Here is a 26030-nt window from a genome sequence, read left to right as displayed (position 1 = left end):
CACCATACTACTTTTTGACGACGGCTTGTTTTCGAAGCCGGCATGACATGAGCGAGGCACCCCATGAGTGATTGCGCAACCGAGAAGAACCAAGCCGTGGCCTTCAAGAGCTGGCTTTGTGTGCTCTGTGGATTCGAGTACCACGAAGAGCAAGGCCTGCCTGGGGAAGGCATCGCATCCGGAACGCGCTGGGAGGATGTGCCGAACGATTGGGTGTGCCCTGAATGCGGTGCCGGCAAAGCCGATTTCGAAATGATCGAGATCTGAATCGAGCCTGGTCGAAGTTTTCCGTCCTCAGCAACCAATTTCGGAGATAGAGATATGTACGTTCCTGCCCACTTCGATGAATCGCGCCCTGAAGTTCTGCACGACCTGATCGCCAAGAATCCACTGGGTATTTTGTTTACGCACGGAAAAAGCGGCTTGGATGCCAACCATATTCCGTTCGAGCTGGACGCCAAGGAGGGATCCAAAGTAGTGCTGCACTCGCACGTCGCGCGCAACAACCCGGTGTGGCAGGACATCGTCAGCGGCGACGAAGTGATGGTTGTGTTTCGGGCTGGAGATTCCTACATCTCGCCCCAGTGGTATCCGAGCAAGCAGGAGTTTCACAAGCAAGTGCCCAGTTGGAACTACATCGTGGTCCATGCCTACGGGCGCGCCACGATTCGGGACGATGAGCGATATGTCCGCGGCATGGTGGCCCGGCTCACCCGCACTCACGAGGCGTCGCAGCCAACGCCGTGGAAGATGACCGATGGTCCCAAGGACTACATCGACACGATGCTCCAGGCGATCGTCGGAATCGAGATCGAGGTAACGCGCTTCGTGGGCAAGGCCAAGCTGAGCCAGAACAAGGACGTGCGCGATATCCAGAGCGCCGGGGAAGCCCTGAATGCGAAAGGCGAGCGGGTAATTGGTGACGCCATGCTGGCGTGCGCAGAAGTCAAGGCAGCACAGTAAAGACGGGCGCGAAGAGAAAGCCATGACCACTTGCCAAGAGCCCATCGTGATCGTTGGCGCAGGTCATAGCGGATCCCGAGCCGCTGCTGCTCTTCGCAAGCATGGTTGGACGGGGGGTATCAGCCTGATTGGTGAGGAGAGTTGCCTTCCTTACGATCGCCCCCCGCTGTCCAAGGCGGTGCTTCTAGGCAAGAAAACAGGCGAACAATGCGCCTTCTACGCAGACTCCTGGTACGCGGAGAATGAAGTCGATCTGCAGCTTGCCCAATGCGTCGCTCGCATCGATCGAGATACTGGGCGTGCGATCCTCGAAGGCGGGCGGGAGATCGCCTACCACCGGCTTCTGCTGGCAACAGGGGCGAGCATCAATCCGCTCACGGTGCCAGGTTCGGATCTGATCGGGGTATTGCCGCTGCGCACGCCCCAGCATGCAAAAGCGATTGCGGACTCACTGCAACGTGGCTGCCGCCTGGTGGTCATCGGCGCCGGCGTGATTGGCCTGGAGGTTGCTGCCGCGGCTCTGGAACGCGGTTGTACGGTCACGGTGCTGGAGCGCGCACCGCAAGCAATGGGCAGGAGTGTGCCGGCGATCGTCTCGGATGCAGTGGTGGCTGAGCATCAACGACGAGGCGTGGATGTCCGGTTCGGTGTCGGGATCGTGGCACTCGAGGGGACGGACAGGGTGCAGGCCGTTCGCCTTTCGACTGGCGAGGCCCTGGCATGTGACATCGTGGTCTATGGCCTTGGTGTTCGACCGAATGTCGATCTGGCTGAAACGGCGGGTTTGGCGACCGACAACGGCATACGGACAAATCAGTATCTGCGAACTGACGACGAACGAATTTTTTCGTGCGGTGATGTGTGCTGTTACGACAGCCAACTCTACGGGCGGGCCGTAAGGATAGAAAACTGGCGCAATGCCGAGGATCAAGCAGACACCGCGGCCCGAAACATGCTCGGCCAGCAACTCGAGTTTGATGCGGTGCCTTGGTTCTGGAGCAATCAGTACGACTTCGCGCTCCAGGTCGCAGGACTTCCCTCCCTGGGCTCCACAACCAAGGTCGAGACGATTGGACGTTCGCGACTTTTTCTCTCCTCCGATGCCGAGGGAATTCTGCGCGGCGTGAGCGCAATCGGTTCAGTTCGAGACATCGCAGGCCCCATCAAAGAATTCAAAGACGTGCTTGCACGGACTTCGAGCCACGGATCGTCTGCTTCGGAAGGTCCTCCCCCCAAGCCCCCCGACTGCGCGCACGCATAGCACCGTGCTTCGCTGGAATCCATTCACCATGGCGGTTGGACATCGCCAGGGGAAGCCGCGTCCGCTCTCTTTTCAGCGCATTCGAATACATGTCAGTTGGAAAATTTCATGAAGCAAATCAGCTCGCCTCTCTTGGATGCCGATCCACTTTGCCGCCTCGGCGTGGCGGCACTGACCGCGCTGTATCGCTCAGGCGAAGTCTCGCCCGTGGAGGTCGCGCGTGCATCCCTCGCCAGGGCCGAAGCGATCAACAGGCCCTTCAACGCATTCACGTACATCGATCACAACGGCGCGATGGAGCAGGCTCGTGCGTCCGAACAGCGCTGGCGGACGGGCACCCCGCTGTCGCCGATCGATGGCATTCCGACAACGATCAAGGACATCGTCCGGGTCAAGGGCTGGGTGGTCCGCTTCGGCAGTCTGACGACGCAGCCGCAACCACAACGTGAGGACGCACCAGCGGTCGAGCGACTGCGCTGCTCCGGGGCCGTTCTCCTGGGCCTGACCACCACGCCCGAGTTCGGCTGGAAGGCGGTCACGGACAGTCCGTCGAGCGGCATCACGCGCAATCCTTGGATGCCCAGCATGACCGCCGGAGGATCGTCTGGTGGTGCGGCCGTGGCGGCCGCCACCGGCGCCGGTGTCCTTCATCTCGCCACGGACGGCGGGGGATCGGCGCGCGTTCCTGCTTCCTTCACCGCAACGGTGGGATTCAAGCCGACCTACGCGCGCGTTCCCACCTTTCCAGTGAGTGCGTTCGGAACCCTGTCCCACATCGGGCCCATTGCCAGAACCGTCGCTGACGCAGAGGCCATGTTCAGGGTGATGGCGGGCAGGGACATGCGCGACTGGACCCAATGCGCGCATGGCCTCACATCGTCTGACTGCGGCCAGACCGCGCTCGCCGGCACGCGAGTTGGCTACTGGTCGCAGCCCGCGACCGGGAAAGTCGAACCAGAGGTCATGCAGATCGTCGAACGGGCCGTTCGCCGAATTGAACGCGCCGGCGCCCGCGTGGAGCCCGTGCAGCTGCCCCGCGACGACGTCCTGGACATTTTCAAGCACCACTGGCTTTGCGGTGCAGCGGCCCGCATCGACTCGATACCCGAGCAAGACCGAAGCTGCATTGATCCCGGGTTGCTGGAGGCCGCACGCGACGGCGGAAAGATGACCGCGGGCCTGGTTTCTGCACAGATGCGGCGGGCCGAGTTCGGTAGCGCAATGGATCGGTTGCTGCACGAGTACGACGTCCTCGTCTCGCCCGCCACGGCAGTGGCCGCCTTCGAGGTGGGTCACGAGGTGCCGCCGGGCAGCGGCATGACCCGATGGACCGATTGGGCCGGCTTCAGCTATCCCATCAACCTGAGCCAGCAACCCGCCGTCGTGATCCCTTGCGGGCTGACTGCAGACGGTCGCCCCGTCGGCATTCAACTGGTCGGGGCCCGAGGCGAAGACAGCCGATTGCTTTCGGTAGCGGGCGCCGTCGCGCAACTTCCCAACTCGCCTTAGGTTCCCTCGCGGTGATCCCCCGGGTCGCCGTGGCCGTCGTCACTTTCCCCAACTGAAACATCAAAGAGAAAATATGAATAGACGTGACCTACTAGCGCTGGCCGCGGCCGGCATTGCTCCAATGTCGCTCTCCCGCTTGGCGTCGGCGCAGGCGGCCGAAGGGATCGAGTTCGGGGCGCCTTTCCCCATGTCGGGCCCGTTTGCCGTCAACGGCAAGTATGGGGAGCTCGGTGTTCGCATGGCAATCCAGCGGTATGGGACCGTGATCGGTCGTCGCCTCGCGTACAGCGTGTTTGACACGGAGGCAAAGCCGGCCACGGCGGTGCGCAAGGTGCAGGAGGCTGCGCAGCAAAAGAACACCAAGTTCTTTGTCGGCGGGATCCTGTCCCCTGAAGCTCTGGCGATGGGCAAAGAAGTCCACCGACTCGGAGGCGTCTTCTTCTGCTATTCCGGTGCAGACGAGATCACGGGCAAGGAATGCAATCCCGCGACGTTCCGGTGGCCGGTGCCTGCCTATGGCGCCGTCGCACAGACGGTGCGGCCACTCATCGAGGCACAGCCCAAGGCGAAGCGCTGGTACACCATCACCGCCCAATACGTCTTTGGCGAAGGAATGCTGGCGGCCACCAAGGATGTGCTGAAGGAAAAGGGCGTGGAGCTGGTCGGCAACAGCTACCACTCGCTGGCGGAGAAAGAGTTCAGCGGCTATCTGACCAATGCCATGGCGGCCAAGCCGGACGTCCTGGTGCTGCTCAACTTCGGTACGCAGTCGACCGATGCGCTGCGCCAGGCCATCAGCTTCGGGCTGCACAAGAAGATGACGATCCTCGTGCCATGGACGTCCGGGCTGGAGCAGTTCCAGTCGCTCGGCGCAGACTCCACCGAGGGCATCTACTTCGGGGCGCAGTACTGGCACAGCGTCGAGTCTCCTACCAACCGCGAGCTGATCACGCAGGTCACCAGAGAGCTGAAGATCACGCCGAACTACACCTTGGCAGCTGCGTTCATCTGCACCAAATGCGTCATTGACGCGATCGCCAAGGCGGGTTCGACCGAGCCGAAGGCGGTGATCTCGGCGCTGGAGGGCATGAAGTTCGAGGGCCTCACGGGCCAGGAGCAGATCCGCAAGGAAGACCACCAGGTCATCAAAGACTACTACCTGGTGCGCGGAAAGGCCAAGAAGCAGATGAAGGACGCGGACGACTATGTGGATGTTGTCAGTTCCGGACAGTCGTTCCTGACCGTCGAACAAGCCGGCTGCAAGCTGAGCTGAAAAGCCGGCCGCGAACTACCGGAGTCGCCGCATATGAGCGTTTACCTTCTGCAGACTGTCAACGGCATCGGAATAGGAATGTTGTACTTCCTGCTGGCCGTTGGGCTGTCCATCGTTTTCGGCTTGCTCCGATTCGTCAATTTTGCCCACGGCGTTTTCTATCTGCTGGGGGCATATTTTTGCTTCGAAGCCGTCAGGCAAGGAATGAGCTTCTGGGCCGCCTTGCTTGTGGTTCCGCTGTTGATCGCGGCCGTCGGGTGGGTTGCCGAGAAGACCTTGCTGCGGCATGTCTACGCCAAGCCGCACGAGTTCCACATCCTCATCACGGTGGGCGTCGCGCTGATCATCCAGGAGCTGGTCATCGTGCAGTGGGGACCGCTGGGCGACAGCGTGGCCGTCCCGCCGAGCCTGGAGGGCGTGGTCATGTGGGGCGACTTCATCTATCCCAAGTACCGCCTGTTCGTGATCGGAGTGACAGCCGGTTTGGCCGTATTGCTCTGGTGGGTGCTCGAAGGCACTCGCCTGGGCAGTGCGGTGCGGGCCGGGAGCGAGTCACCCGAAATGGTCTCTCTGCTCGGCATCAACGTCTTTCGTCTCTTCAGTTTGGTTTTCGCTCTCGGTGCGGCGACGGCGGCGATTGCGGGTGTCCTTGCGGCGCCCATCCGGGGTGTCGAACCATTCATGGGGATCGAGGCACTCGCTGTCGCGTTCGTTGTCGTGGTAGTTGGTGGCCTGGGAAGTTTCACAGGAGCACTCGTCGGCGGCATTCTCATCGGCGTAGTGCAGAGCGTGATGAGCACCCTTTGGCCTGAGGGTGCCCGTCTGATGATCTACGTTGCCATGGCTGCGGTTCTGCTGCTGCGCCCCAATGGCCTACTTGGAAAGGGAGCCTGAACCATGCGCCGAAACATCGATATCGCAGTTGCTCTTGGCGTAGTTGTGGCATTGCCGCTGCTGTTGAGTTCAGGCTCCTTGGCCAGTGAGATCCTCATCTACGCGCTGGCCGTTCTGGGATGCAATCTGCTGCTGGGCTATACCGGGCTGCTGTCCTTCGGGCAGGGCATTTTCTTCGGACTCGGAAGCTACACGATCGGCCTCATGCTGACTCGCACCGGGCTGCCCATGCCCCTTGCGCTGGTTGCCTCGATCATTCTTGGTGGCCTCGCCGCGGGGCTGGTCGGGATCGTGTCGATTCGACAGAAGGGAACCTACTTCGTCATGCTGACGCTCGCCTTCGCGCAGATGTTCTACTTTCTGGCCTATAGCGTTCCGTCCCTGACGGGGGGCGACAACGGGCTGCTCAACATTCCGAGACCGCCGGTGTCTGCGTTCGGAGTGGTTCTCTGGGACAACACCACGGCGTGGCAGTTCTATGTGATGGTGGCGGTCATCTTCCTGTTGGTCTTCGTCGCTTTGCACCGGGTGACGACATCGATCTTTGGGCGCACGCTGCTGGCAATCCGCGACAACGAGGTGCGCGCCAGCGCCGTTGGCTACAACGTACCGCGCTTCAAACTGCTCGCTTTCGTGCTCTCGGGTGCCGTGACTGCGCTGGCCGGCGCACTCAACGCGATGATGGTCGGTGTCGCACCACTCGCGAACGCCGAATTTCATGTGAGTGAAATGATCCTCGTGATGACGGTGATCGGTGGCGCCGGCAATCTTGCCGCGTCGTTGATCGGTGCCCTGTTCTACGTGCTTGCGGCCGATTGGCTGTCGACACTGTGGCCGCGCTGGCTGATGTTGCTGGGCGTGCTGCTCGTGGTCATCAGCCTGGGCATGCAGCGCGGCTTGTGGGGCCTCATCGAAGACGGCTTTCTCGCCTTGACGGCGCGGTTCAAGCGGACCGGTGAAATCCGAGTCGAGGAGAAGCAGGTATGAGCACGGAATTCCTTCTGGAAGCACGGCAGGTTACCAAGCACTACGGCAAGTTTGTGGCCCTTGGCGGCGTGGACCTGCGCGTGAGACGCAACACGGTGCATTCGGTCATCGGCCCCAACGGTGCCGGCAAGACGACACTGTTCCACATGCTCACAGGCACGCTGGGTGTGACCGGTGGCAGCATTGCCTTCGATGGCCAGGACGTCACCCGTGAACCCGGCCACGTCCGCGTGCGCAAGGGAATGGCCAGATCGTTCCAGGTCACGAGCCTGTTCCCCACCCTGACAGTGCGCGAGAACTTGCGCCTTGCGGCGCAGGGCGTGAACGCAAGAAGGGCGTTCAATCTCTGGCGTTCACCGCAGGGCCGCTGGTCTTGCGCAGAGATGGTGGACCGAGTGATCGAACGCCTTGGACTGCGGAATCAGGAGCGTACGGCGGCTGGTTCCCTGTCGCATGGTCAGCAGCGTCGATTGGAGGTCGGCATGGCCCTGGCGGCCGAGCCCAAAGCCATCTTTCTGGACGAACCCACCTCCGGCATGGGGATCGACGATCTGGACGATATGAAGACGCTGATCGCCGACCTGGGTCGCGACTACACCGTCGTCTTGATCGAGCACAACATGGGAATCGTCATGGACATATCGCACACAGTGACGGTGATGCAGCAGGGACGGGTGCTGGTCGAGGGAACGCCTCAGTCGGTGCGTGATGACGAGCGCGTGCGAACCGCCTACCTCGGAAGCATGATCACCGGAGGCCGCAAATGATTCTTCGCCTGGATCGGTTGCATAGCCACTATGGCAAAAGTCACATCCTGCAAGGCGTTGACCTTCAGATCGGCAACGGCGAACTGGTAACCCTGCTCGGCCGCAATGGAGCCGGCAAGTCCACCACGCTCAAGACGATCGCCGGCGCTGTTCGCGCCACGGGCGGCAAGATCGTGTTTGGAGGCGTTGAGTTGCAAGACTTGCCTTCTCACCAGATCGCTTCCCGCGGTGTTTGCCTGGTGCCCGAGGATCGAGGGATCTTCAAGCTGCTCTCGGTCGAAGAAAACCTCCTGCTCGGTCAGCGCCGAGGCTCTCCATGGTCGCTGACCGACATCTACAAGATCTTTCCGCGCCTGCGCGAGCGCCGAAAGAACGGGGGAGGGCAGCTCTCCGGTGGGGAGCAGCAGATGCTCTCGATCGGACGCGCGCTGCTCAACAACCCCAAGCTTCTGATGCTGGATGAGCCGGTCGAGGGACTGGCCCCGGTCATTGTCGAAGAGATCGTTGCCCAGCTCAAGGAGATCCGGCGTGCCGGCGTCGCAGTCCTGCTGGTGGAGCAGAACCTCGAAGTCTGCACCCAGCTGGCTGATCGGCACTATGTGATCGAGCAAGGAACGATCGTGTACCAGGGCAGCAACGCGCAGTTCCTTGCAGACGATGCCGTCAAGGATCGATACCTCAGCGTCGGCGCGACCTGATCAACGGAATTCACATCTTCAACTGGAAGCAGCCATGCATACTTTTCAAGAAAAGCGTCAACGACCGTCCCTCAGCCTGGATCCGCAATGGATCGACGCCTGCTGGATGCCATTCACCGGCAATCGCCAGTTCAAGGAATCGCCCCGGGTCATCGTTGAAGCCAAGGGAGCGTACTTCACGGATATAGATGGCCGGAAGATCTTCGATGGGCTTTCGGGTCTGTGGTGTTCGGGGTTGGGGCACGGCCGAGACGAAATCTCCGAAGCAGTCTCCAAGCAGATTGCGAAGCTGGATTACTCGCCTGCTTTCCAGCACGGTCATCCTGCCCAATTCGAGCTCGCGAACAAGATCAAGGCGCTCATGCCGGAAGGGCTGGACCATGTGTTCTTCACCAGCTCCGGATCGGAGGCTGTGGATACCGCGCTGAAGCTGGCACGTGCCTACTGGCGCCTGCGGGGGCAAGGAACCAAGACCCGCTTCATCGGTCGGCAAAAGGGCTATCACGGGGTCAATTTCGGGGGGATATCTGTTGGCGGCCTCGGCGGCAACCGCAAGCTCTTTGGCCCTGGTGTCGACGCTGACCATCTTGCTCACACACAGCTTGCAAGCAACGCCTTTGTTCGCGGGCTACCTCAGGACGGCGCCGAGCTTGCCAACGAACTGATCGACCTGATCGCCTTGCATGATGCGTCGAACATTGCCGCAGTGATCGTCGAGCCGATCTCCGGTTCGGCCGGCGTGATCCTGCCGCCCAAGGGCTATCTGCAGCGGCTGCGAGAGATCTGCACGGCGCACGACATCCTGTTGATCTTCGATGAGGTCATCACCGGATTCGGCCGTCTTGGCGCGATGACGGGTGCGGAAGCATTCGGCGTTGTGCCGGACATGATGACCATCGCCAAGCAGGTGACGAATGGCGCACAGCCATTGGCCGCTGTTGTTGCCTCGGGCAAAGTCTACGATACGTTCATGGGAGTGGCGTCCCCTGACTTTGCGGTCGAGTTTCCTCACGGTTATACCTATTCGGCCCATCCGGTCGCTTGCGCGGCAGGGATCGCGACGCTCGACGTGCTTGTGAACGACGAGATCGTTGCTCGTGCGGCGGCCCTGGCTCCCTACTTCGAAGATGCCGTGCATTCACTTGCCCAGGCGAAGCATGTCGTCGATATACGCAACTTTGGATTGGCTGCTGGCATCGGCATAGCTGCCACTCCCGACCGGCGGCCCTACGACATTGCCAAGGCGTGCTGGAGCAAAGGCTTCTATGTGCGTCAGGGCGCGGATTCCATCCAGCTTGCGCCGCCGTTTATCTCGGAGAAGGTGGAGATTGATCGCCTCGTCGAGGCTCTTCATGACGCCTTCGCCGAAACGCGCTGATGCATGACATTGTCGATTCCTTTGTAGCAGAGGAGAAATGACCTTTGGCATGGATTGAACCCGTGGAATTGATCGGCGAGGCAGTCGCGCTCAGGCCTCTGGCCTGTCGACATGCCGCTGCACTAAGCGAGGCTGTTGCCGATGGTGAGGTATGGAATCTCTGGTACACAAGAATACCGGCACCTGACAAAGTTGAGGCTGAGATCGAAAGGCGGCTGGCTTTGCAGGAAGCGGGAAGCATGCTTGCGTTCGTCGTAGAAGAGAAGCAGACCGCTCGTGTCCTTGGGATGACCAGCTACATGAATATTGAGCCTCAGCATCGGCGTTTGGAGATCGGCTCGACCTGGTACCGAGCATCAGCCCAGCGCACTGCGGTCAATACCGAATGCAAGGAGCTGCTGCTCAAGCACGCGTTCGAGACGCTGTCTTGTATTGCCGTCGAGTTTCGAACGTCTTCCTTCAACTTGCGCAGCCGGGCCGCGATCGAACGACTTGGTGCCAATCTGGACGGCATTTTGAGAAGCCATCAGATTGTCGAGAGCAATTTGCTTCGGGATACGTACGTGTACAGCATTGTTGCGACTGAGTGGCCCGGCGTCCGACGGAACCTGCAGTGGCTGCTCAGTCGGCGGTAGGGACGGAGGCCGCGAGGAAAGTTGCCTCACATCACATGCAGGCAGCAGCGCGACAAATTGACACGGTCATAGTTGTCGCCGACGCCCGCACGCCGCCGAGAGGCTATCGCGTCGACGGTCGCCCCTCTACGGCTGAACTAAACGTTGGTAGGGGCGGCCGTAGGCCAAGCCGGATACACCAAAACTTTTCCTGGAGCGTCTCCATTTTCCAGCGATTGATGGGCGGCAGCCACGTCTCCCAGGGCAAATCGACTGGCGATCGCCGGCACATATTTTTCCGTAGCCACGCATGCGCTGATGTCGCGGGCCGCTTGGCGCTTCGCGTCCTCTGGCATCGTGTACACGAACACAAAGCGAATCACATAGCCGCCGAACATCGTGCGAAGGAAGGGCAATCGCAGTTCGGCGGAGGGGTCATCGGTGGCATAGGCGCTGATCACGCCGCTGGGCGAAAGGCACGCAAAATCGATTTGCGCGTTCGACATCAGATCGACTTCGACAATACGATCGATATGAGCGCCACCCAGAGCGCTCTTTACGACTTCTGCTACATCCTGATCACGGCGATTGATCACGAGGTCGGCACCGGCGGCACTGGCGATCGCCCACTGGTTCGCCCGACTCACTGTGGTAGCGACCCACGCACCAGCCCACTTCGCCAACAATATCGCTGCAAGTCCTACGGCTCCTGCCCCGCCTTGCACCAAGACCTTCTTGCCCCGGAGGTCGCCATCTGCGAACAGGCAGCGATGCGCTGTCATCGCAGGAATACCAAGACACGCCCCCACGTCGAAGGAAGCGCCAGGGGGCAACGGAACCGCGTTAGAGGAGGGCACGACAGTCCGCTCAGCACATGTACCGAACGGTCTTCCTGTTTGTGCTTCGTACAGCCAAACACGTTCTCCGAGTCGCTTGTCCGAGACTCCGGGACCCACCTGATCGATGACCCCAGCACCGTCTTGATGCGGCACTATCCGGCCAAACGGCATGCGTGCCCCAGCAAACCCCGTCCGCGTCTTGATATCTGTCGGGTTCAAACCGGACACCTCGATCCTTACCCCCACCTCGCCTGGCCCTGGCGTCAGGTCCGAGATGTCCCCAACCTTCAGCACTGCTTCGGCCGGCCCTTGCTGATCAAAATATGCTGCCTTCAACGCTACTCCCGATACCGGCCCGGAATGGGCCAACAGGCCGGATGCTAGGGCCCGCATGCGTGCCCCGCAAGTACGCACATTTCTTGCCGATAGGCACCTGCTTGATACTGTTAAATGAAATCTGACCTCAAAACCTATCGTTGCGCTGTGGATGCAACCGTCGACGTTGCTGGAGGAAAGTGGAAGCCCCCGTTGGTGTTCCACCTCTTGCAGGGAACTCGGCGCTTTGGCGAATTGCAGAAGTTGCTCGATGGTGTCTCGCAACGTTCGCTCACGCTTCAGCTCCGCGAACTCGAAGCCGATGGCATCGTGCGCCGCGAAATCTTTGCGGAGATTCCTCCTCGCGTGGAGTACTCACTGACCGACTTCGGCACCACGTTGGCCCCGGTTCTGAAAGCGATGAAGGAATGGGGAGACTTGTTCATTGCTCAAAAGGCAGGGGCGCCGCCGCTGCCTGGCCCACCGAGGTGAGCAACCCCGCCACGGGGTGGGTAACCGGCCGAGTGGCCCTGGCCAACCATGCCGACGTTGACGCGGCAGTGGCTGCTGCCCAGGCTGCGTTTCCCAAGTGGGCCGACACGCCGCCAATCCGCCGCGCCCGCGTGATGTTCAAGTTTCTGGAGCTGCTCAACAAGAACAAGGGTGAGCTGGCGCATGCGATTGCCTTCGAGCACGGCAGGGTGTTCACCGACGCGCAGGGCGAGGTCTCGCGCGGCATCGACATCGTCGAGTTCGCCTGCGGCATTCCGCAGCTGCTCATGGGCGACTTCACCGACCAGGTTTCCACCGGCATCGACAACTGGACGCTGCGCCAGCCGCTCGGCGTGGTGGCGGGCATCACGCCGTCTACAAGGAAGAGATCTTCGGGCCGGTGCTCTCTTGCGTGCGAGTGGCCAACTTCAAGGACGCGGTCGACCTGGTCAACGACCATGAGTTCGGCAACGGCGTGAGCTGCTTCACGCGCGACGGCAACGTGGCGCGCGAGTTCAGCCGCCGCATCCAGGAGGGCATGGTCGGCATCAACGTGCCGATCCCGGTGCCGATGGCCTGGCACGGCTTCGGCGGCTGGAAGCGTTCGCTCTTCGGCGACATGCATGCCTACGGCGAGGAAGGTGTGCGCTTCTACACCAAGCAGAAGTCGATCATGCAGCACTGGCCCGAGAGCATCGGCAAGGGTGCCGAGTTCGTGATGCCCACGGCGAAGTAGAGCCCAACTCGTTCACTGAGCAGCCACCGGCTCAAACATGTCGCTCACCGGAAAATCGCCAAGCTGGCGCAGCGCCGGCCCCCCCAGGCACTCGCGAAACATCCGCATCGCGGTTGACTCGAAGGCGTCTCGACGCGTGACGAGCAGCGTTGGCGCCCGGGAGATCGAGGCATCGATCTCGTGCACGACCAGGCGCTCGTGAGCAAACGACCTTGCGACCACATACCGAGGAAGCAGGGTGACGCCGACGTCGGCGCCGACGCAGCCCAGAATGCCTTCCAGCGTCCCGAACTCGAGCCGCCGATAGGACGGGCGGCCGAGCTGGACGAGCAACTGCTCCAGGCGCTGACGGTATGAGCAGCCCGTCCGGAACATGAGCGCGGTCAGCGGCGCTGCCTCATTGCGCAGAGCCGCGAGGTGGGGCCAGCGCCGCGACGTGACCAGGACTAATTCCTCATCGAAGATCTTCTCGGCCTTCAGCCGGGGGTGATCGATCGGTCCCGCAACAAACGCGCCGTCCACCTCGTTGTCGATGACGCTCTGAATCAGCTCGGCCGTGGGCCCGGTGCGCACGACCAGCTCGACGGCCGGGTGGCGGGCGTTGAACTGGCCCAGGACTTCCGGCAGACGCACCGCGATGGTTGTTTCCATGGAGCCGATCACCAGCGGCCCTCTGGCCTGGCCGTCGTCGCGCGCGTTGGCGGCCGCTTCCTGCAGCAGTGCCACTGCACGAGATGCGTAAGGCAACAGGCGCATCCCTGCGCTGGTGAGGGCGACGCCACGGCTGTGGCGTTCGAACAGCGGTACGCCGACCTCGTCCTCGAGCGCCTTGATGCGACTGGTGACGTTGGACTGGACCGTGTGGAGCTCCTTGGCCGCCTTGGTGATGCCTGCGCAGCGAGCCACCGCAGCGAACGTTGTGAGATCGCCAACTTCCATATGCATCTCCAGATCAGATCGAAATAGCTGATGACTCAATCAGCAAGCAGCTTTCGCAAGATGCGTACCTGCAAAAATCCGGGCGCGACGAGAAAGCTGGTGCGAATGCGCCCCACAGAGGGGCATCGTAGGCAGTTTTGGCAGCATCGAGCCCATGGTTAGCCCTTAGGTGCATGCGGGGCCGCGAGGCTGGCGGCGGCGCCAGAAGTGGGCGGCAAGCAATCTGCTGCATAGATTGCCGACATCAAAACAAATCGTTTCTCAGGATCCGATCAGCTTCCTAGCATCCGGGCCTTCCACCACATGTCGAGGAACCCATGCTCACCAATCGCTTCACCGAAAAGTTCGGCCTGCAACATCCGATCGCACTTGCGCCCATGGACCCTGCCTCTGGCGGCGTGCTCGCCGCGGCGGTGTCGAATGCCGGCGCACTCGGCCTCCTGGGCGGCGGATACGGAAGCCATGAAGTCCTGGAACGTGAATTCGCCCTGGCGGGCGACGCGTCGATCGGCTGCGGCTTCATCACCTGGTCGATGGCGCGGGATGTGTCGCTGCTCGACAGGGCGCTGGCGCGCCGGCCGCGATGCCTGATGCTCTCGTTCTCCGATCCCGAGCCCTTCGCCGTAAGAGTGCATGCGGCGAAAATTCCGCTGATCTGCCAGGTGCAGACGCTCGAGCACGTACAGCGTGCACTCGACGTCGGCGCGGCTGTCATCGTGGCGCAGGGGACGGAGGCGGGAGGGCACGGCTTCGATCGGCAAACCACGATGACCTTCATCCCCGAAGTGGCCGACTACCTCGCGGCGAAGAGTCCGGAGACGATCCTCCTCGCTGCTGGAGGCATCGCAGACGGACGCGGCCTGGCGGCTGCATTGATGCTGGGTGCCGACGGGGTCTTGATGGGGAGCCGCTTCTGGGCAACCCAAGAGGCCCTCATCCACCCGAACGCCAAGGCTCGCGTGACGCAGGCGCGCGGGTCGCAGACGATTCGCACCTCGGTGTATGACATCGTGCGCGGCAAGGCTTGGCCAAAGGAATACACCGGCCGCCTCATGCGCAACGACTTCATTCATCGCTGGCATGGGAACGAAGAGGCGCTTCGGGGTCTGCGCGAATCGGAACTGCGCGCCGTCGAGGCGGCGCATGAGTCCGGCGACTACGACTGCGCGAACGTCACCGTGGGACAGGCCATCGGCCTGATCGACGACATCCCGTCGGCGGCCGATGTCGTGCGCCGGACCGCCCGGCAAGCGTACGACATCATCAACAACGCGCGACGCTGCGTCTGAGGGGTCCGCAGATGCCACTCTTGAAGTTCGATGTCATTCAAGGACGGGACGACGAGCAGCTGCTAGCGCTCCTCGACAGCGCCCACATGGCGATGGTGGAAGCGTTAGGGCTCTAGCTCAGCGGGCACGAGGCTGTCCGCCTTGGTGCAAGCAATGCACCTTCATCTGGCATCTGGGCGACGGATCGGTCTCATCGAAATTAATCGTTTCTGCCACCTCGGGCGCATCGATATGGTTGCGCCCGGATCGAATCAACTTGACGGAGATTTTCATGCGTCGCGACCTCAACGATGGAGGCGGCGAATCGCTGGGCTTCGGCCTGGCGCTCACCGCCGTGCAGGTTCTTGTCTACTTTACGTTTGTGCTGATGTGCTGCTTCAACGCGAGAGGAATGGCATTCACGGTGCCTGTGCTCGAGATCCCTTTCGCATTCGCTTTCGGTCTGCTCGTGATCCTGTGCGGGATCGTGTTGACCGTCATCTACGTTGTTCGAACCAATCGGATGGATGGCTGACATGAAGAAATTGATTGCTGCATTCGCAGCTTCCGCTACGGCGACCCATGCGTTGGCGGCGGGAGGGGCCATTGGCTCTCCCTCCGCAACCTCTGTGTTTCTTTTCCTCGTCGTCATTTCGATCACGCTCGCCATCACATGGTGGGCAGCACGGCGTACGTCGTCGACCAGCGACTTCTACGCGGCGGGAGGACGCATCTCGGGATTCCAGAACGGATTGGCGATCACCGGCGATGCCTTGTCGGCTGGCGCATTTCTCGGTTTGACCGCGCTGGTCTTCTCGAGCGGGTTCGACGGCCTCATCTACGCCATCGGTTACACGACGGGCTTGCCGATCGTTGTGTTCCTGATGGCGGGAAAGCTGCGCCAGCTGGGAAAATTCACCTTCACCGACGTCGTTTGTTCAAGGCTCAATGGCAGTGCCATACGGGTATTCTCCGCATGCGCATCACTGATCATTGTCGCGTTCTACCTCATCGCCCAGATGGTCGGCGCCGGGCAACTGATTCAACTGCTCTTCGGCATCGACTACAACCTTGCCATCGTGCTGGTCGGTGTGTTGATGGTGCTTTACGTCGTCTTTGGTGGAATGATGGCCACGACGTGGGTTCAGATCATCAAGGCCGTGTTGATGCTCGGCGTTGGAGCGGCAATCACGTTCCTGGTGTGGAAACAGTTTGGCTTCAGCATGGGCGCATTGCTGCGCAAGGCGGTCGAGGTGCACCCAGGAAAGGACGCAATCCTCACGCCGACCTCGTTTGCCAAGGATCCGCTGTCGGGGCTTTCGCTCGGTATTGCACTGATGCTTGGTACCGCAGGCCTGCCTCATGTGCTCATGCGCTTCTTCACCGTGCCCGATGCCAAGGCTGCGCGCACTTCGGTTCTCTGGGCAACCATCTTCATGAACTGCTTCTATGCAATGATTTTCATCATCGGATTCGGCGCGCTTGCCTTGCTTCGCACGCATCCGGAATATATGGACGCGAAAGGCTTGCTGATCGGCGGCAGCAATACGGCCGCACTGCATCTGTCTCATATCCTTGGCGGCGAGATCATGTTCGGGCTGGTTTCTGCCGTCGCGTTCGCCACCATCCTGGCGGTTGTTGCTGGCCTAACCCTATCTGGTGCTTCGGCGATCAGTCACGACATCTATGGCGCGCTGTTTCGACACAAGATGGCCGGCGCTCGGGATGAAATCCGGATCGTTCGTGTGGCCACGATCGCATTGGGTCTTTTTGCGATTGCGCTCGGCATTGCGTTCAAGGGGCAGAACGTTGCCTACATGATCAGCTTGGCGTTCTCGATCGCCTGCTCGTCGACATTTCCGGTGCTGGTTCTTGCGATTTACTGGAACCGCCTCACAGCCACCGGCGCGGTGGTTGGGGGAAGCGTGGGTCTGTTGTCCTCCCTGGTGCTTACGGTGCTTGGCCCGGCGATCTGGGTCAAGGTGCTTGGACACGCGAGCCCCGTTTTCCCGATAGATCCGCCTGCCTTGGTCACTGTTCCTCTTGCCTTTCTGGTCTGCGTGATTGCCAGCCGATACTGGGCACGGAAGGAGACGACCCCAGGGGACCTGCGGCACTCACTCCCTCATCGCGGGAAAGCGCAACTCGAACCGAATCAAGCCGGGCGCGGGGCATGAAGCGCACACATCGCCGCCGTGCAACGCCACGATCGCCTTGACGATCGCGAGCCCGAGGCCGTTGGATTCGGTATAGCTGCGTGCAGCGTCACCTCGGTAGAAGCGGTCGAACAGGCGTCCAAGCTGTTCGGGCGGGATCGGCACCCCTTCGTTCTCGACAGCTATCGTTGCCACGTCGCCGTCTTGCGCACCGATCAGCCGCACGGTCGTCCCCCGTGTGCCGTGGCGCACTGCATTCACGACGAGGTTGTTGACCGCGCGCCGGCACAACGCGGCATTGACGAAGGCCATACCGCTGGCTTGCACTTCGAATCGAAGCCCGCTCTCATCGGCCGGGCCTTCGAAGTATTCGGCGATCTTCTCTAGCTCGGCGTGCAGCGCAATCGGGGCTCGCTCGATCGTCAGCGATGCATGGTCGGCTTGCGCGAGGAACAGGATGTTCTCCGCAATCTGGCGCAATCGGTTCAGCTCTTCGAGGTTCGATTCAAGAAGCTGCTGGTACTCATCGGCGCTGCGAGCCCGTTGCAGCGCGACCTGCGTCTGTCCGATCAGCGCGCCGACGGGGGTGCGGATCTCGTGCGCGAGGTCGGCAGAGAATTGTGAAAGACGCTCATAGCCGGTGGCAATGCGGTCAAGCATGGCGTTGAACGCGACGACCATATGCTGCACTTCGAGCGGCGCGTCATGCTCTGGCAGCCGTACAGCGAGATTGATCGGATTGATCAAGGCCGCCTTGCCGGCAACTCGGTGCAGCGGCCTCAGGCCGTGCCGAAGCACCAGATACGCAAGAATGGTCGAAGCGAGCATCGCGATGATGGCGCTGAGGATTACGCGATCTCGGTTGGCGCGAATCATCTTGACCTCGTTGGTCAGCGGGTGGCCGGCCACCACCTCCACCATATTGCCATCGCGGCCCGAACGCGCGAGCGCCGCAACCCAATGCATCGGCACGCCATCCGCCATCGGAACTTTTAGCACGTTGCCGATCGCCAGATCGCGATCGACCGCGACCGGAGCCAGAGCGCCGGGCACCGGAAAACCGCGGGGGTTGACGTCGATGAAAGGCGCCTCGCCGGGGCGGCGCAGCAGCAGCACATCGCTCTCGGCACCGAGCATGGCCGTGAACAGCGACGGCCGCTCGTGCAGGTCAGCGATCGTCTGCACGTTGCCCACCAGGCGGCGGAAGTGCTCGACGCGACCGATCAGCCGCGTGTCCAGCTGCTCGGTGATTGCCGATCGCGCGGAATAAAAAAAGTAGGCGCCGAGCATGCCGGTGACCGCGCACGTGATCAGGGCAAGCAGCAAGGTGGCGCGCACTGCCAGCGATCGCGGCAGCCATCTCATGGCGCGTCGCCGAACGAATAGCCGATGCTGCGCACCGTGTGGATCAACTTTTTCTCGAACGGCTGATCGATCTTCGCGCGAAGGCGCTTGATCGCGACGTCGACGACATTGGTGTCGCTGTCGAAGTTCATGTCCCACACTTCGGAGGCGATCAGCGTGCGCGAGAGCGCCTCGCCCTGCCGCTTGATCAGCAGTTGCAGCAGAAGGAACTCCTTGTTCGTCAGCGCAATCTCCTTGCCTTCGCGAGTGACCTTGCGGCGCAGCACGTCAACCTTCAGATCGGCGAATTCGTAGAACTCGGCTTCTCGCACGATGCCCCGACGCAGCAGCGTGCGGATACGCAATACGAGTTCGGTGAACGAGAAGGGCTTGACGAGATAGTCGTCGGCGCCGAGTTCCAGGCCGCGGATGCGGTCGTCCAGGCGGTCGCGCGCGGTGAGGAAGAGCACAGGCAGGTCCCGCTTGTCGCGCAAGGCCTGCATGATCTGCCAGCCGTCGATGCCGGGCAGCATCACGTCAAGCACGACGAGGTCGTAGGCGTGTTCAAGCGCCATGTGAAGCCCATCCGTTCCGGTGCGCGCAAGGTCCACGGCGTAGCCGCTTTCCTTCAGGCCCTTTTTCAGGTAGTCGCCCGTCTTCGGGTCGTCTTCGATAACAAGGATGCTCATGGGATTGTGTTTGCCATTCTCTCTCGCGGTGCGGCGTCGGTTCATGACTTTTTTGTCATCCGAATGTCATGCCCATGAGCATGGGCGATCCCTAGAGTGGCCTGTCTTCATCCTCTACGGCTCATTCATGAACATCAGATTCGGAAAACTCCTTCGGACCCTCGCCCTCCCGACCTTGATGAGCGCCGGCCTGCTTGGCGCCAGCTGCGCCGTGCACGCCCAGACGCCGCCGCCGGTCGGTGTGCGCGGCGCGATCACCGCCGTCAGCGAGGATGCGATCAAGGTCCATACCAACCGCGGCGAAGACCTGAGCATCAAGATCAACAAGGACACTCAGGTTCGCGCGGTGACGCTCGCCAAGTTGACCGACATCAAACCCGGCAGCTACATCGGAACGGCGGCGACTCCGCTGCCCGACGGTTCGCTGAAAGCGCTTGAGGTGCATGTATTCCCGCCCGCGATGGCGGGCACCGGCGATGGCCACCGTGCCTGGGACCTCGCGCCCAAGAGCACCATGACCAACGGCACGGTGGGTGACCTGGTCGCGACCAACGGCCGCACGCTGATCCTCAAGTACAAGGGCGGCGAGAAGAAGATCGTCGTGCCGGATGACGTGCCGATCGTCAACCTCGAACCCGGCGACCGCTCATTGCTCACGGTCGGCACCAAGGTCGTGCTGTTCGCGAAAAAGGAAGCCGATTCAAGCCTGTCTGCAAACTTCATCTCCGCAGGCAAGGACGGCGTGACGCCGCCGATGTGAAGATGAAGAGCACGATGATTCATCCGCTGGCGGTGCGCGCCGCCCATTGGATCAATGCGTTCGCGATGACCTGCATGCTGATGAGCGGTTGGACAATCTACAACGCGTCGCCGATCCTGCCATTCCAGTTTCCCGCCTGGGCAACGCTTGGCGGTTGGCTCGGTGGCGCCATTGCGTGGCACCTTGCGGCGATGTGGCTGCTTGTCGCGAACGGCCTGCTGTATTCGCTGTACGGCATCGCCAGCGGTCACTTCCGTCGCGAGTTTTTTCCGATTCGCGCCAGCGAGTTGCTGCGCGACACCGGACGTGCGCTGACGTTGCGGCTCCCGCATGAAGTCGGCCGCTACAACGTGGTGCAGCGCTTCGCCTATGTCATCGTGCTGCTGCTTGGCGTGCTCGTCGTCGCATCGGGGCTGGCGATCTGGAAGCCTGTGCAGCTGGTATGGCTGGTCGGCCTTTTTGGTGGCTTCGATTTCGCGCGAAAGGTGCACTTCGCGGCAATGGCCGGCATCGTTGGCTTCATCGCGATCCATCTGCTGCTCGTCCTCCTCGTGCCGCGCACGCTGCTGCCGATGGTCATCGGACGTGCGCGGGCCTCTCACCGTACCGCATCATGATCAAGCTCTCCGATCACAAGACGCAGATCGTGAACCTCGAGCGACGGCTGCTGCTGCGTTCGTCGCTGTCGGTTGGCGCGCTCTCGATGCTGTCCGGCTGCAACCTGCAGGACAACGACCAGGTCGACAAGGTCCTGTGGGCGCTGTCGCGCTGGAACGACCGCGTGCAGGCCCGTCTCTTCAGCGGCAGCCGCCTCGCGCCGACCTATGAGGCAAGCCAGGTCACGAAGCCGTTCCCGTTCAACGCGTTCTACCCAGAGTTCGACGCGCCCCAAGTTGACGTGTCGAGTTGGCGGCTTGAAGTCTCGGGACTCGTCGCCGACAAGACAGCGTGGACCGTCGAGCGCCTGCGCACGCTGCCGCAAGCGCGGCAGATCACGCGCCATATTTGTATCGAGGGCTGGAGTGCAATCGGCGACTGGCGCGGCGTGCCGCTCAAGACATTCCTGCAGCGCATCGGCGCGGACACGACGGCGCGCTTCGTCGGCTTCAAATGTGCTGACCGCTATCACTCGAGCCTCGACATGGCCAGCGCGCTGCACCCGCAGACGTTGCTTGCGCTCGACTTTGGCAACGAAGCGCTGCCAACGTCCAACGGCTTCCCTCTGCGGCTGAGTGTTCCGACCAAGCTCGGATTCAAGAGCGCGAAGCACGTCGCCGCGATCTTCGTTTCGAACACGAATCCGGGGGGCTATTGGGAAGACCAGGGATACAACTGGTTCAGCGGAATATGACATCGGAAACTCGTGGCGGGGCCGCCGCCCGCCAGTACAAGTCACGCGATGTCCGGAGGGCTTTTTGAGACGTGTTCAGGATCTCTTCATCGGCGAGCACAAAGGCCGCGCTGATCGTCTGCTGCAGTCCAGCGTCCCTCAACAACTGCCTTGATCCATGAAGAACCCTCTGTTCGCACATATCCTTTTTGCGCTTGCAGCCATCTTGCCCCTCGCCGCGGCAGCACAGGTTCCGGTTCAACCGGCCGCCGACCAGGAGGCGCTTCTCGCGAGCGCTGATCCGGTGCTGCGCGCCAACAAGCGCCTGGTCTACGACTTCTGGCGTGAGGTCTTCGAGGCGGGACAGGTGGCGCAGGCGGACAAGTATGTTGCCGAGTCCTACATCCAGCACAACCCCAACGTGCCCACCGGCCGTGCGGCCATGGTGGGATTCATCTCGCGACGGACTCCGACGCCTCTGCCGGTAGAGGCTCGCATCAAGGCCCCGCTGGTCTCGATCGTCGCCGAGCGCGACACGGTGATATTGAGCTTCGTGCGCGAGTACCCCGAACCGCAGGACGCAACGCGAAAGTACACGACGACCTGGTTCGACATGTTCCGCCTCGAGAACGGCAAAATCGTCGCGCACTGGGACGGTGCCGTGAAGCCGCTGAAACCCTGATCACTGCAAAGAAAAGACCGCAGCTGCCGGTCAAGTGTTTTGATCGCCCCGGTGTTGCCGGGTCAGCCGCTGTGTGAGGCCGCGGCGCCATCGGCGAGCGGGTGCGGAATGCCGCCATCACCATAGCAGCGGACAACCTGTGCAATGACCACCTGGTAACCCTTGAGCCAAAGCGCCTGGCGCTGCTTTGCAGCGATGTGTGCAGGGTGCCCGATGAGCTCCTGGAGCGCCTCCATCGTCTTCCAGTAGTACACGTTGGAGACGAGCCCTGTTGCAGGGTTCTCCCAGCTTTCTTCGCCAAGGTAGCCGGGAATGGATTTGGCGAGCTGTGCAATGACGTTGTCCAAGGCATGGAACTCGTCGTCGAACTCGCCCGTTGCGAATGTGAAAGTGGATGTGTACATGTGTCGTGCAGGCCTCGTCAGTTCGCCCCGCTGGTGTTGCGCATCAATTCCGACATTTTCGTTCAAGAGCCGGATAGAACCCGCTGGATCTGGACCGAGTGGGCCGCGCTTCGTTCTCCGCTCAACGGCTGCATCGATCCATCGGCGTCCTGGGCTCTCGCGACGATGCTCACCGGGCCGGCCGTTCGCTGCAGCGGAAGCGTCGCCGCGAACTGCTGCCATTCGAATTCTCGGCGGGGCCGGACTTCGGCCTCTTGCCACGTTGCCCCGCCATCAGCGCTGAGCGCCACGCCACCGATGCCGTTGTTGCTCCAGGCCCAGCCCTTGACTTCCACATCATCCGTGGAGATGGTGTCGTCGGGTGCCGGATGGGTGATCATCGAATTGGGTTCGACGGCCCACACCGGCTCTCGAATGACTTTGCCTTCGTGCTCGCTGTCGCGGTTGTACCAATCGGTCGTGAAGGGGGAGTTCGCACGCCGGTCTTGGATCGACAGCCGGCAGAGCCACTTGGTCATGTTGGTGCCGAACCAGCCTGGCACGATCAGGCGAACCGGGCCGCCCCGCTCGCAAGTCAGGGGTGCGCCATTCATCTCGTAAGCAACGAGCACCTCATGCGATAGCGCTTTCGAAATCGGCAGATCTTTGCGATACCGATTCATGCTGCGGCCGCCGAACTCGCCGCTGTCGAGGCCGTCTGACCAGACATGAGTGGCACCCGGCTCGAGCTGCGCTTGCTCGAGCAGCACGGCCAGCGGCGCACCGGTCCAGCGGACGTTGCCCACGCGCCATAGATTGAGCTCGGCGGGTACCAGGGGGCTGCCAAAGCACTCGTGGAAGGCCGTGACGGTGACAGAAGGCAGCTGCCTGAGACCGTCCAGATCGATCGAGAAAGGCCTGCGGACGAGCCCGTCCATTTGCAGCCGCCAGCGCCTGGCATCGACTTCGACGGCGCCCATGTGGATGGTCTCGAAGAGCTGCGCATCGGATGTGATGAAGTCGCGCAGCGCCGCAGGGGCGGGTGGCGGCTTCAGATGGAATCCGGGAGACCGGCCAATGACGACCGAGCGCTCAGTTCCTTCGGGCAGCGGTGGCAGGAACTTGGAGCTATTCATCCAGCACCCCGGCAGCCATCTCATCGTCGAGCAGCCGCGGAAACTGCGGATCGGACGGCCCTGACCACGCGACCGGCTCGTGGCGGCGGCGTTCGACGCCCAGAGAGAAGACGTCGAATCGGTTGTAGTAGCCCACCACGTCGTGGAACTGCTTCGGCTCGATGCACTTGTTCAGGTCGAACTCGGCATAGGCGATTCCTTCCTCGTTCTGGAGCGTGTCGCCGATCTGCGTGCCGGTAGGGTCCACGAACATCGATGCGGCGCGCGGCGTGCCGTCGACCACTTCTGCCACGGCCGGATCGCGATCCACCAGAAAGTCACGCATCGCCTTGTCCATGAAGCTCGCGCAGATGATTCCGAATGCCTTGGCTTCGAACGAATGGGCGGACGCCCGAATACGGTTTGCCGCAACGTTGTCGAAGTTTCCGCCGCCCGACGGCTTGCGCGTGGGCCACATCGGCGGCCAGCTGGAGACATGAATCTGCTCTGCCTGCGCCATGAGCGAGAAGCGTGCGAGCGGGTTGGTGTTCTCGCCGCAGATCAGCCCGCCGATGCGTCCGAAGCGGGTCTCGGCGACGCGAAGTCCCTGTCCGTCGCCTGCCGCCCAGACCAGCTTCTCGTAGAAGGTCGGCACCAGCTTGCGATGATGGTTGAGCAATTCACCCGACTCGCCGATCAGGATGTTCGAGTTCCAGATGCAGCCGGCGCTCACGGTGCTGCGTTCACTGATGCCCATCGACACGCACACCCCAAAGCGCTTGGCGGCCGCGGCAATCAAGGCCACCTCGGGCCCCGGCACGTAGACGCTGTTCTCGACCATGGCCTCGAACAGATCGTGGTTGTAGATCGGCGCCCACAGGGCCGCCCACACCGGGAACGCCGGAATGTAGGTTTCCGGGAACGCGATCACCTGCGCGCCATGAAGGGCGGCCTCCTTGATGATGGACACGGCCTTTTCGGTCGTGGCGGTCTTATCGAGCAGCACCGGCGCTGCGTGGGCGGCGGCAACCTTCACCCGGGGCAATGAACTCATGTCAGGTACTCGCTGTGCGTTGCTGAGGCCCACAGGATAGTTGCCGGTACAGCCGCACAGATGCTCGAAAAACGCAACAAGAGGTGCGTTTTTGCGGGCTCCACGGGTCCATGGAGCATCTGCGCACAGCGGGTTGTGAATTTCCCAGCGGCTATTTGCACGGAACATGCTCACCATTGACGTGTCGCGGACCTGATCCGTTCAACCCACACTGGAGGGCCCATGGACCCATCACATGAGTATGTTCGCCTTTCCCGCACCGGCCCTTGCGCATGCGGCAGTACCCACGGTGACGATGAGGAGTGCCTCGCGGAGAACACGGCTGCGAACGCCGACGATGCGCTGGCCGGCGCCATGGCCCAGGGCATGCTGCACGGCCTCTTTCCCGAGCGCGGCCTGCGGCGGGCATTCGTCAAGACGCTGGGGAGGGCAGGGGCGCTGGCCGCACTCACGGCGCTCACGCCGCTGACCCAGCTTGCCGCCGTCGCGCAGGAGCGCAGCAGCAAGGGCGTGCCGGAGAAAAAGCGGCTCGCTGTCGGCTTCCTGCCCATCACCTGCGCAACGCCGCTGATCTATGCGGAGCAACTCGGACTCTTCCCACGCGAGGGCCTGGAGCTGAGCCTGCAGAAAGTCGCCGGAATCGCACTGATCCGCGACAAGATGGTCAACGGCGAACTGGACATCTCCCAGCAGGTGATGCCCGTTGCGCTGGCCATGTCCGCCGGCATCGGCGGCGCTCCCATTCCCACCCGTGTGATGACGGTGCTCAACCAGAACGGCAACTCGCTGGTCCTTGCGATGAAGCACAAGGACAACCGTGACCCGAAGAACTGGAAGGGCTTCAGGTTCGCGGTGCCGTTCGAGCAGTCCCATCAGATGCTCCAGCTGCGCCACTACCTGGCATCGGCAGGGCTGGACGCGGACCGCGACGTGTCCTACCGCGTCGTTCCTCCGTCCGAGTACGTCTCCAACCTGCGCGTGGGCAACATCGACGGTTTCTTCGGCGGCGAGCCAGGCGGCCAGCGTGCCGTGTACGAAGGGGCGGGTTTCATTCACCTGGTCTCGAGCGAGATCTGGCCGGAACACCCTTGCTGCTCGGTGACGGCAACCGAGACCTGGATCAAGGCCCATCCGAACAGCTTCATGGCCGCCTACCGCGCGATCATCGCAGCGAGCCTGCATGTGTCCGAGCCTGCCAATCGCGCGGGAATGGCCAAGATCCTTGCCCAGCCCCAATATCTCAATCAGCCCGAAACGGTCGTGGACCAGGTCCTCACCGGCCGGTATGCCGATGGCCTCGGCAACGTGAAGACGCTGCCGCGCCGCATCGACTTCCAGCCCTTTCCGCATTACTCGAGCGCGGTGTGGCTTCTGACCCAGATGCGCCGATGGAACATGATCAAGGAGGACCTGGACTACAAGGGTCTCGCCCGCCAAGTCATGCTGGCCACCGATGCAAAGCGCCTCATTGAAGAGCGCGGCGGCAGGGCACCCGAAGTCGGATTCCGCAAGGAAACCATCCTGGGCAAGAGCTTCGACTCCGATCGTCCGGCCGACTATCTGAAATCGCTGGGCAAGGCGTGA

29 protein-coding genes and 2 pseudogenes are annotated in these 26030 nt (G+C 62.0%); 22 read left to right on the top strand and 9 right to left on the bottom strand.

All coding sequences use genetic code 11. The features are described 5' to 3' along the window. Nucleotides 1-63: 63 nt before the first annotated feature. The 11 genes from ACJ7Z0_RS03025 to ACJ7Z0_RS02975 all read left to right on the top strand — a co-directional run bounded on the left by ACJ7Z0_RS03025 (nucleotide 64) and on the right by ACJ7Z0_RS02975 (nucleotide 10365). Complete coding sequence (locus tag ACJ7Z0_RS03025) at nucleotides 64-267, top strand: rubredoxin (RefSeq protein WP_434788610.1); 204 nt, start codon at nucleotides 64-66, stop codon at nucleotides 265-267. Between the two features lie 54 nt (nucleotides 268-321). Beyond that, nucleotides 322-963: an FMN-binding negative transcriptional regulator gene (locus ACJ7Z0_RS03020; RefSeq protein ID WP_434788609.1), complete on the top strand. Its 642-nt coding sequence runs from the start codon at nucleotides 322-324 to the stop codon at nucleotides 961-963. 22 nt (nucleotides 964-985) lie between these two features. Continuing rightward, nucleotides 986-2224, top strand: coding sequence for an NAD(P)/FAD-dependent oxidoreductase (locus ACJ7Z0_RS03015; RefSeq protein ID WP_434788608.1), 1239 nt, complete (start codon nucleotides 986-988; stop codon nucleotides 2222-2224). A gap of 108 nt (nucleotides 2225-2332) precedes the next feature. Then, nucleotides 2333-3733 (top strand): amidase, encoded by a 1401-nt coding sequence (locus ACJ7Z0_RS03010; protein ID WP_434788607.1) that lies wholly within the window; start codon nucleotides 2333-2335, stop codon nucleotides 3731-3733. A gap of 73 nt (nucleotides 3734-3806) precedes the next feature. Continuing rightward, a complete protein-coding gene (locus ACJ7Z0_RS03005; protein WP_434788606.1) occupies nucleotides 3807-5006 on the top strand; it encodes an ABC transporter substrate-binding protein in 1200 nt (399 codons plus the stop codon). 33 nt (nucleotides 5007-5039) lie between these two features. Next, nucleotides 5040-5900, top strand: a complete 861-nt coding sequence (locus ACJ7Z0_RS03000; protein ID WP_434788605.1) for a branched-chain amino acid ABC transporter permease — start codon at nucleotides 5040-5042, stop codon at nucleotides 5898-5900. Between the two features lie 3 nt (nucleotides 5901-5903). Beyond that, nucleotides 5904-6887, top strand: coding sequence for a branched-chain amino acid ABC transporter permease (locus ACJ7Z0_RS02995; RefSeq protein WP_434788604.1), 984 nt, complete (start codon nucleotides 5904-5906; stop codon nucleotides 6885-6887). Beyond that, nucleotides 6884-7654: an ABC transporter ATP-binding protein gene (locus ACJ7Z0_RS02990; RefSeq protein ID WP_434788603.1), complete on the top strand. Its 771-nt coding sequence runs from the start codon at nucleotides 6884-6886 to the stop codon at nucleotides 7652-7654. The genes ACJ7Z0_RS02995 and ACJ7Z0_RS02990 overlap by 4 nt, the downstream gene beginning before the upstream one ends. Further along, complete coding sequence (locus tag ACJ7Z0_RS02985) at nucleotides 7651-8352, top strand: ABC transporter ATP-binding protein (protein WP_434788602.1); 702 nt, start codon at nucleotides 7651-7653, stop codon at nucleotides 8350-8352. The genes ACJ7Z0_RS02990 and ACJ7Z0_RS02985 overlap by 4 nt, the downstream gene beginning before the upstream one ends. A 34-nt stretch (nucleotides 8353-8386) precedes the next feature. Continuing rightward, nucleotides 8387-9730 (top strand): omega-aminotransferase AptA, encoded by a 1344-nt coding sequence (gene aptA, locus ACJ7Z0_RS02980; RefSeq protein WP_434788601.1) that lies wholly within the window; start codon nucleotides 8387-8389, stop codon nucleotides 9728-9730. 44 nt (nucleotides 9731-9774) lie between these two features. Continuing rightward, on the top strand, nucleotides 9775-10365 hold the full coding sequence (locus tag ACJ7Z0_RS02975; protein ID WP_434788600.1) for a GNAT family N-acetyltransferase: 591 nt from the start codon (nucleotides 9775-9777) through the stop codon (nucleotides 10363-10365). 137 nt (nucleotides 10366-10502) lie between these two features. Here ACJ7Z0_RS02975 and ACJ7Z0_RS02970 read toward each other — a convergent pair whose 3' ends face one another. Together ACJ7Z0_RS02970 and ACJ7Z0_RS02965 are read right to left on the bottom strand one after the other, a co-directional pair. Next, nucleotides 10503-11126 (bottom strand): zinc-binding dehydrogenase, encoded by a 624-nt coding sequence (locus ACJ7Z0_RS02970; RefSeq protein ID WP_434788762.1) that lies wholly within the window; start codon nucleotides 11124-11126, stop codon nucleotides 10503-10505. A gap of 57 nt (nucleotides 11127-11183) precedes the next feature. After that, nucleotides 11184-11576: pseudogene (locus ACJ7Z0_RS02965) on the bottom strand (alcohol dehydrogenase catalytic domain-containing protein); the annotation flags it as partial. A 57-nt stretch (nucleotides 11577-11633) separates the two neighbouring features. Between ACJ7Z0_RS02965 and ACJ7Z0_RS02960 the strand changes: the two are divergent. Together ACJ7Z0_RS02960 and ACJ7Z0_RS02955 are read left to right on the top strand one after the other, a co-directional pair. Continuing rightward, complete coding sequence (locus ACJ7Z0_RS02960) at nucleotides 11634-11990, top strand: winged helix-turn-helix transcriptional regulator (RefSeq protein ID WP_434788599.1); 357 nt, start codon at nucleotides 11634-11636, stop codon at nucleotides 11988-11990. Beyond that, nucleotides 11927-12726 (top strand): annotated as a pseudogene (locus tag ACJ7Z0_RS02955) (aldehyde dehydrogenase family protein). Before ACJ7Z0_RS02960 ends, ACJ7Z0_RS02955 begins: the two are co-directional and overlap by 64 nt. Before the next feature lie 12 nt (nucleotides 12727-12738). Here ACJ7Z0_RS02955 and ACJ7Z0_RS02950 read toward each other — a convergent pair. After that, complete coding sequence (locus ACJ7Z0_RS02950) at nucleotides 12739-13665, bottom strand: LysR family transcriptional regulator (protein WP_434788598.1); 927 nt, start codon at nucleotides 13663-13665, stop codon at nucleotides 12739-12741. 317 nt (nucleotides 13666-13982) lie between these two features. On the opposite strand from ACJ7Z0_RS02950, the gene ACJ7Z0_RS02945 reads away from it, so the two are divergent. After that, nucleotides 13983-14954 carry an NAD(P)H-dependent flavin oxidoreductase gene (locus ACJ7Z0_RS02945; protein ID WP_434788597.1) on the top strand — a complete coding sequence of 324 codons (972 nt, stop codon included), beginning with the start codon at nucleotides 13983-13985 and terminating at the stop codon, nucleotides 14952-14954. A gap of 11 nt (nucleotides 14955-14965) precedes the next feature. Further along, a complete protein-coding gene (locus ACJ7Z0_RS02940; RefSeq protein ID WP_434788596.1) occupies nucleotides 14966-15070 on the top strand; it encodes a tautomerase family protein in 105 nt (34 codons plus the stop codon). 1 nt (nucleotide 15071) lies between these two features. Here ACJ7Z0_RS02940 and ACJ7Z0_RS02935 read toward each other — a convergent pair whose 3' ends face one another. Beyond that, nucleotides 15072-15227, bottom strand: coding sequence for a hypothetical protein (locus ACJ7Z0_RS02935; protein WP_434788595.1), 156 nt, complete (start codon nucleotides 15225-15227; stop codon nucleotides 15072-15074). Between ACJ7Z0_RS02935 and ACJ7Z0_RS02930 the strand changes: the two genes are divergently transcribed. Further along, the gene (locus ACJ7Z0_RS02930; protein WP_431120730.1) at nucleotides 15226-15468 is read left to right on the top strand and encodes a DUF485 domain-containing protein; all 243 of its coding nucleotides are present in this window, start codon (nucleotides 15226-15228) and stop codon (nucleotides 15466-15468) included. The genes ACJ7Z0_RS02935 and ACJ7Z0_RS02930 overlap by 2 nt on opposite strands. Before the next feature lies 1 nt (nucleotide 15469). After that, nucleotides 15470-17110, top strand: a complete 1641-nt coding sequence (locus tag ACJ7Z0_RS02925) for a sodium:solute symporter family transporter (protein WP_434788594.1) — start codon at nucleotides 15470-15472, stop codon at nucleotides 17108-17110. On the opposite strand, the gene ACJ7Z0_RS02920 is transcribed toward ACJ7Z0_RS02925, so the two are convergent. Together ACJ7Z0_RS02920 and ACJ7Z0_RS02915 are read right to left on the bottom strand one after the other, a co-directional pair. Next, nucleotides 17051-18454: a heavy metal sensor histidine kinase gene (locus ACJ7Z0_RS02920; protein ID WP_434788593.1), complete on the bottom strand. Its 1404-nt coding sequence runs from the start codon at nucleotides 18452-18454 to the stop codon at nucleotides 17051-17053. The two genes, ACJ7Z0_RS02925 and ACJ7Z0_RS02920, sit on opposite strands and share 60 nt — an antisense overlap. Beyond that, complete coding sequence (locus tag ACJ7Z0_RS02915; protein ID WP_434788592.1) at nucleotides 18451-19122, bottom strand: heavy metal response regulator transcription factor; 672 nt, start codon at nucleotides 19120-19122, stop codon at nucleotides 18451-18453. The genes ACJ7Z0_RS02920 and ACJ7Z0_RS02915 overlap by 4 nt, the downstream gene beginning before the upstream one ends. 127 nt (nucleotides 19123-19249) lie before the next feature. Between ACJ7Z0_RS02915 and ACJ7Z0_RS02910 the strand changes: the two genes are divergently transcribed. From ACJ7Z0_RS02910 to ACJ7Z0_RS02895, 4 genes are all read left to right on the top strand, one after another. Beyond that, complete coding sequence (locus ACJ7Z0_RS02910; RefSeq protein WP_434788761.1) at nucleotides 19250-19882, top strand: hypothetical protein; 633 nt, start codon at nucleotides 19250-19252, stop codon at nucleotides 19880-19882. 14 nt (nucleotides 19883-19896) lie between these two features. Continuing rightward, nucleotides 19897-20499, top strand: a complete 603-nt coding sequence (locus tag ACJ7Z0_RS02905) for a cytochrome b/b6 domain-containing protein (RefSeq protein ID WP_434788591.1) — start codon at nucleotides 19897-19899, stop codon at nucleotides 20497-20499. Then, nucleotides 20496-21233, top strand: a complete 738-nt coding sequence (locus ACJ7Z0_RS02900; RefSeq protein ID WP_434788590.1) for a molybdopterin-dependent oxidoreductase — start codon at nucleotides 20496-20498, stop codon at nucleotides 21231-21233. Before ACJ7Z0_RS02905 ends, ACJ7Z0_RS02900 begins: the two co-directional genes overlap by 4 nt. 157 nt (nucleotides 21234-21390) lie before the next feature. Beyond that, complete coding sequence (locus tag ACJ7Z0_RS02895) at nucleotides 21391-21894, top strand: nuclear transport factor 2 family protein (protein WP_434788589.1); 504 nt, start codon at nucleotides 21391-21393, stop codon at nucleotides 21892-21894. A gap of 62 nt (nucleotides 21895-21956) precedes the next feature. Here the strand turns inward: ACJ7Z0_RS02895 and ACJ7Z0_RS02890 are convergent, their stop codons facing one another. The 3 genes from ACJ7Z0_RS02890 to ACJ7Z0_RS02880 all read right to left on the bottom strand — a co-directional run bounded on the left by ACJ7Z0_RS02890 (nucleotide 21957) and on the right by ACJ7Z0_RS02880 (nucleotide 24623). Next, nucleotides 21957-22298, bottom strand: a complete 342-nt coding sequence (locus ACJ7Z0_RS02890) for an antibiotic biosynthesis monooxygenase family protein (RefSeq protein ID WP_434788588.1) — start codon at nucleotides 22296-22298, stop codon at nucleotides 21957-21959. 62 nt (nucleotides 22299-22360) lie between these two features. After that, entirely contained in the window at nucleotides 22361-23413 is a 1053-nt protein-coding gene (locus ACJ7Z0_RS02885; RefSeq protein WP_434788587.1) for a molybdopterin-dependent oxidoreductase, read from the bottom strand. Further along, the gene (locus tag ACJ7Z0_RS02880) at nucleotides 23406-24623 is read right to left on the bottom strand and encodes a carbon-nitrogen hydrolase family protein (RefSeq protein ID WP_434788586.1); all 1218 of its coding nucleotides are present in this window, start codon (nucleotides 24621-24623) and stop codon (nucleotides 23406-23408) included. Before ACJ7Z0_RS02880 ends, ACJ7Z0_RS02885 begins: the two co-directional genes overlap by 8 nt. 45 nt (nucleotides 24624-24668) lie before the next feature. Between ACJ7Z0_RS02880 and ACJ7Z0_RS02875 the strand changes: the two genes are divergently transcribed. After that, on the top strand, nucleotides 24669-26030 hold the full coding sequence (locus ACJ7Z0_RS02875) for a CmpA/NrtA family ABC transporter substrate-binding protein (protein WP_434788585.1): 1362 nt from the start codon (nucleotides 24669-24671) through the stop codon (nucleotides 26028-26030).

It is taken from the genome of Variovorax palleresanus (assembly GCF_051144945.1).
GTDB lineage: Bacteria > Pseudomonadota > Gammaproteobacteria > Burkholderiales > Burkholderiaceae_C > Variovorax > Variovorax paradoxus_S.
This window is presented reverse-complemented; position numbering and strand designations above follow the sequence as displayed.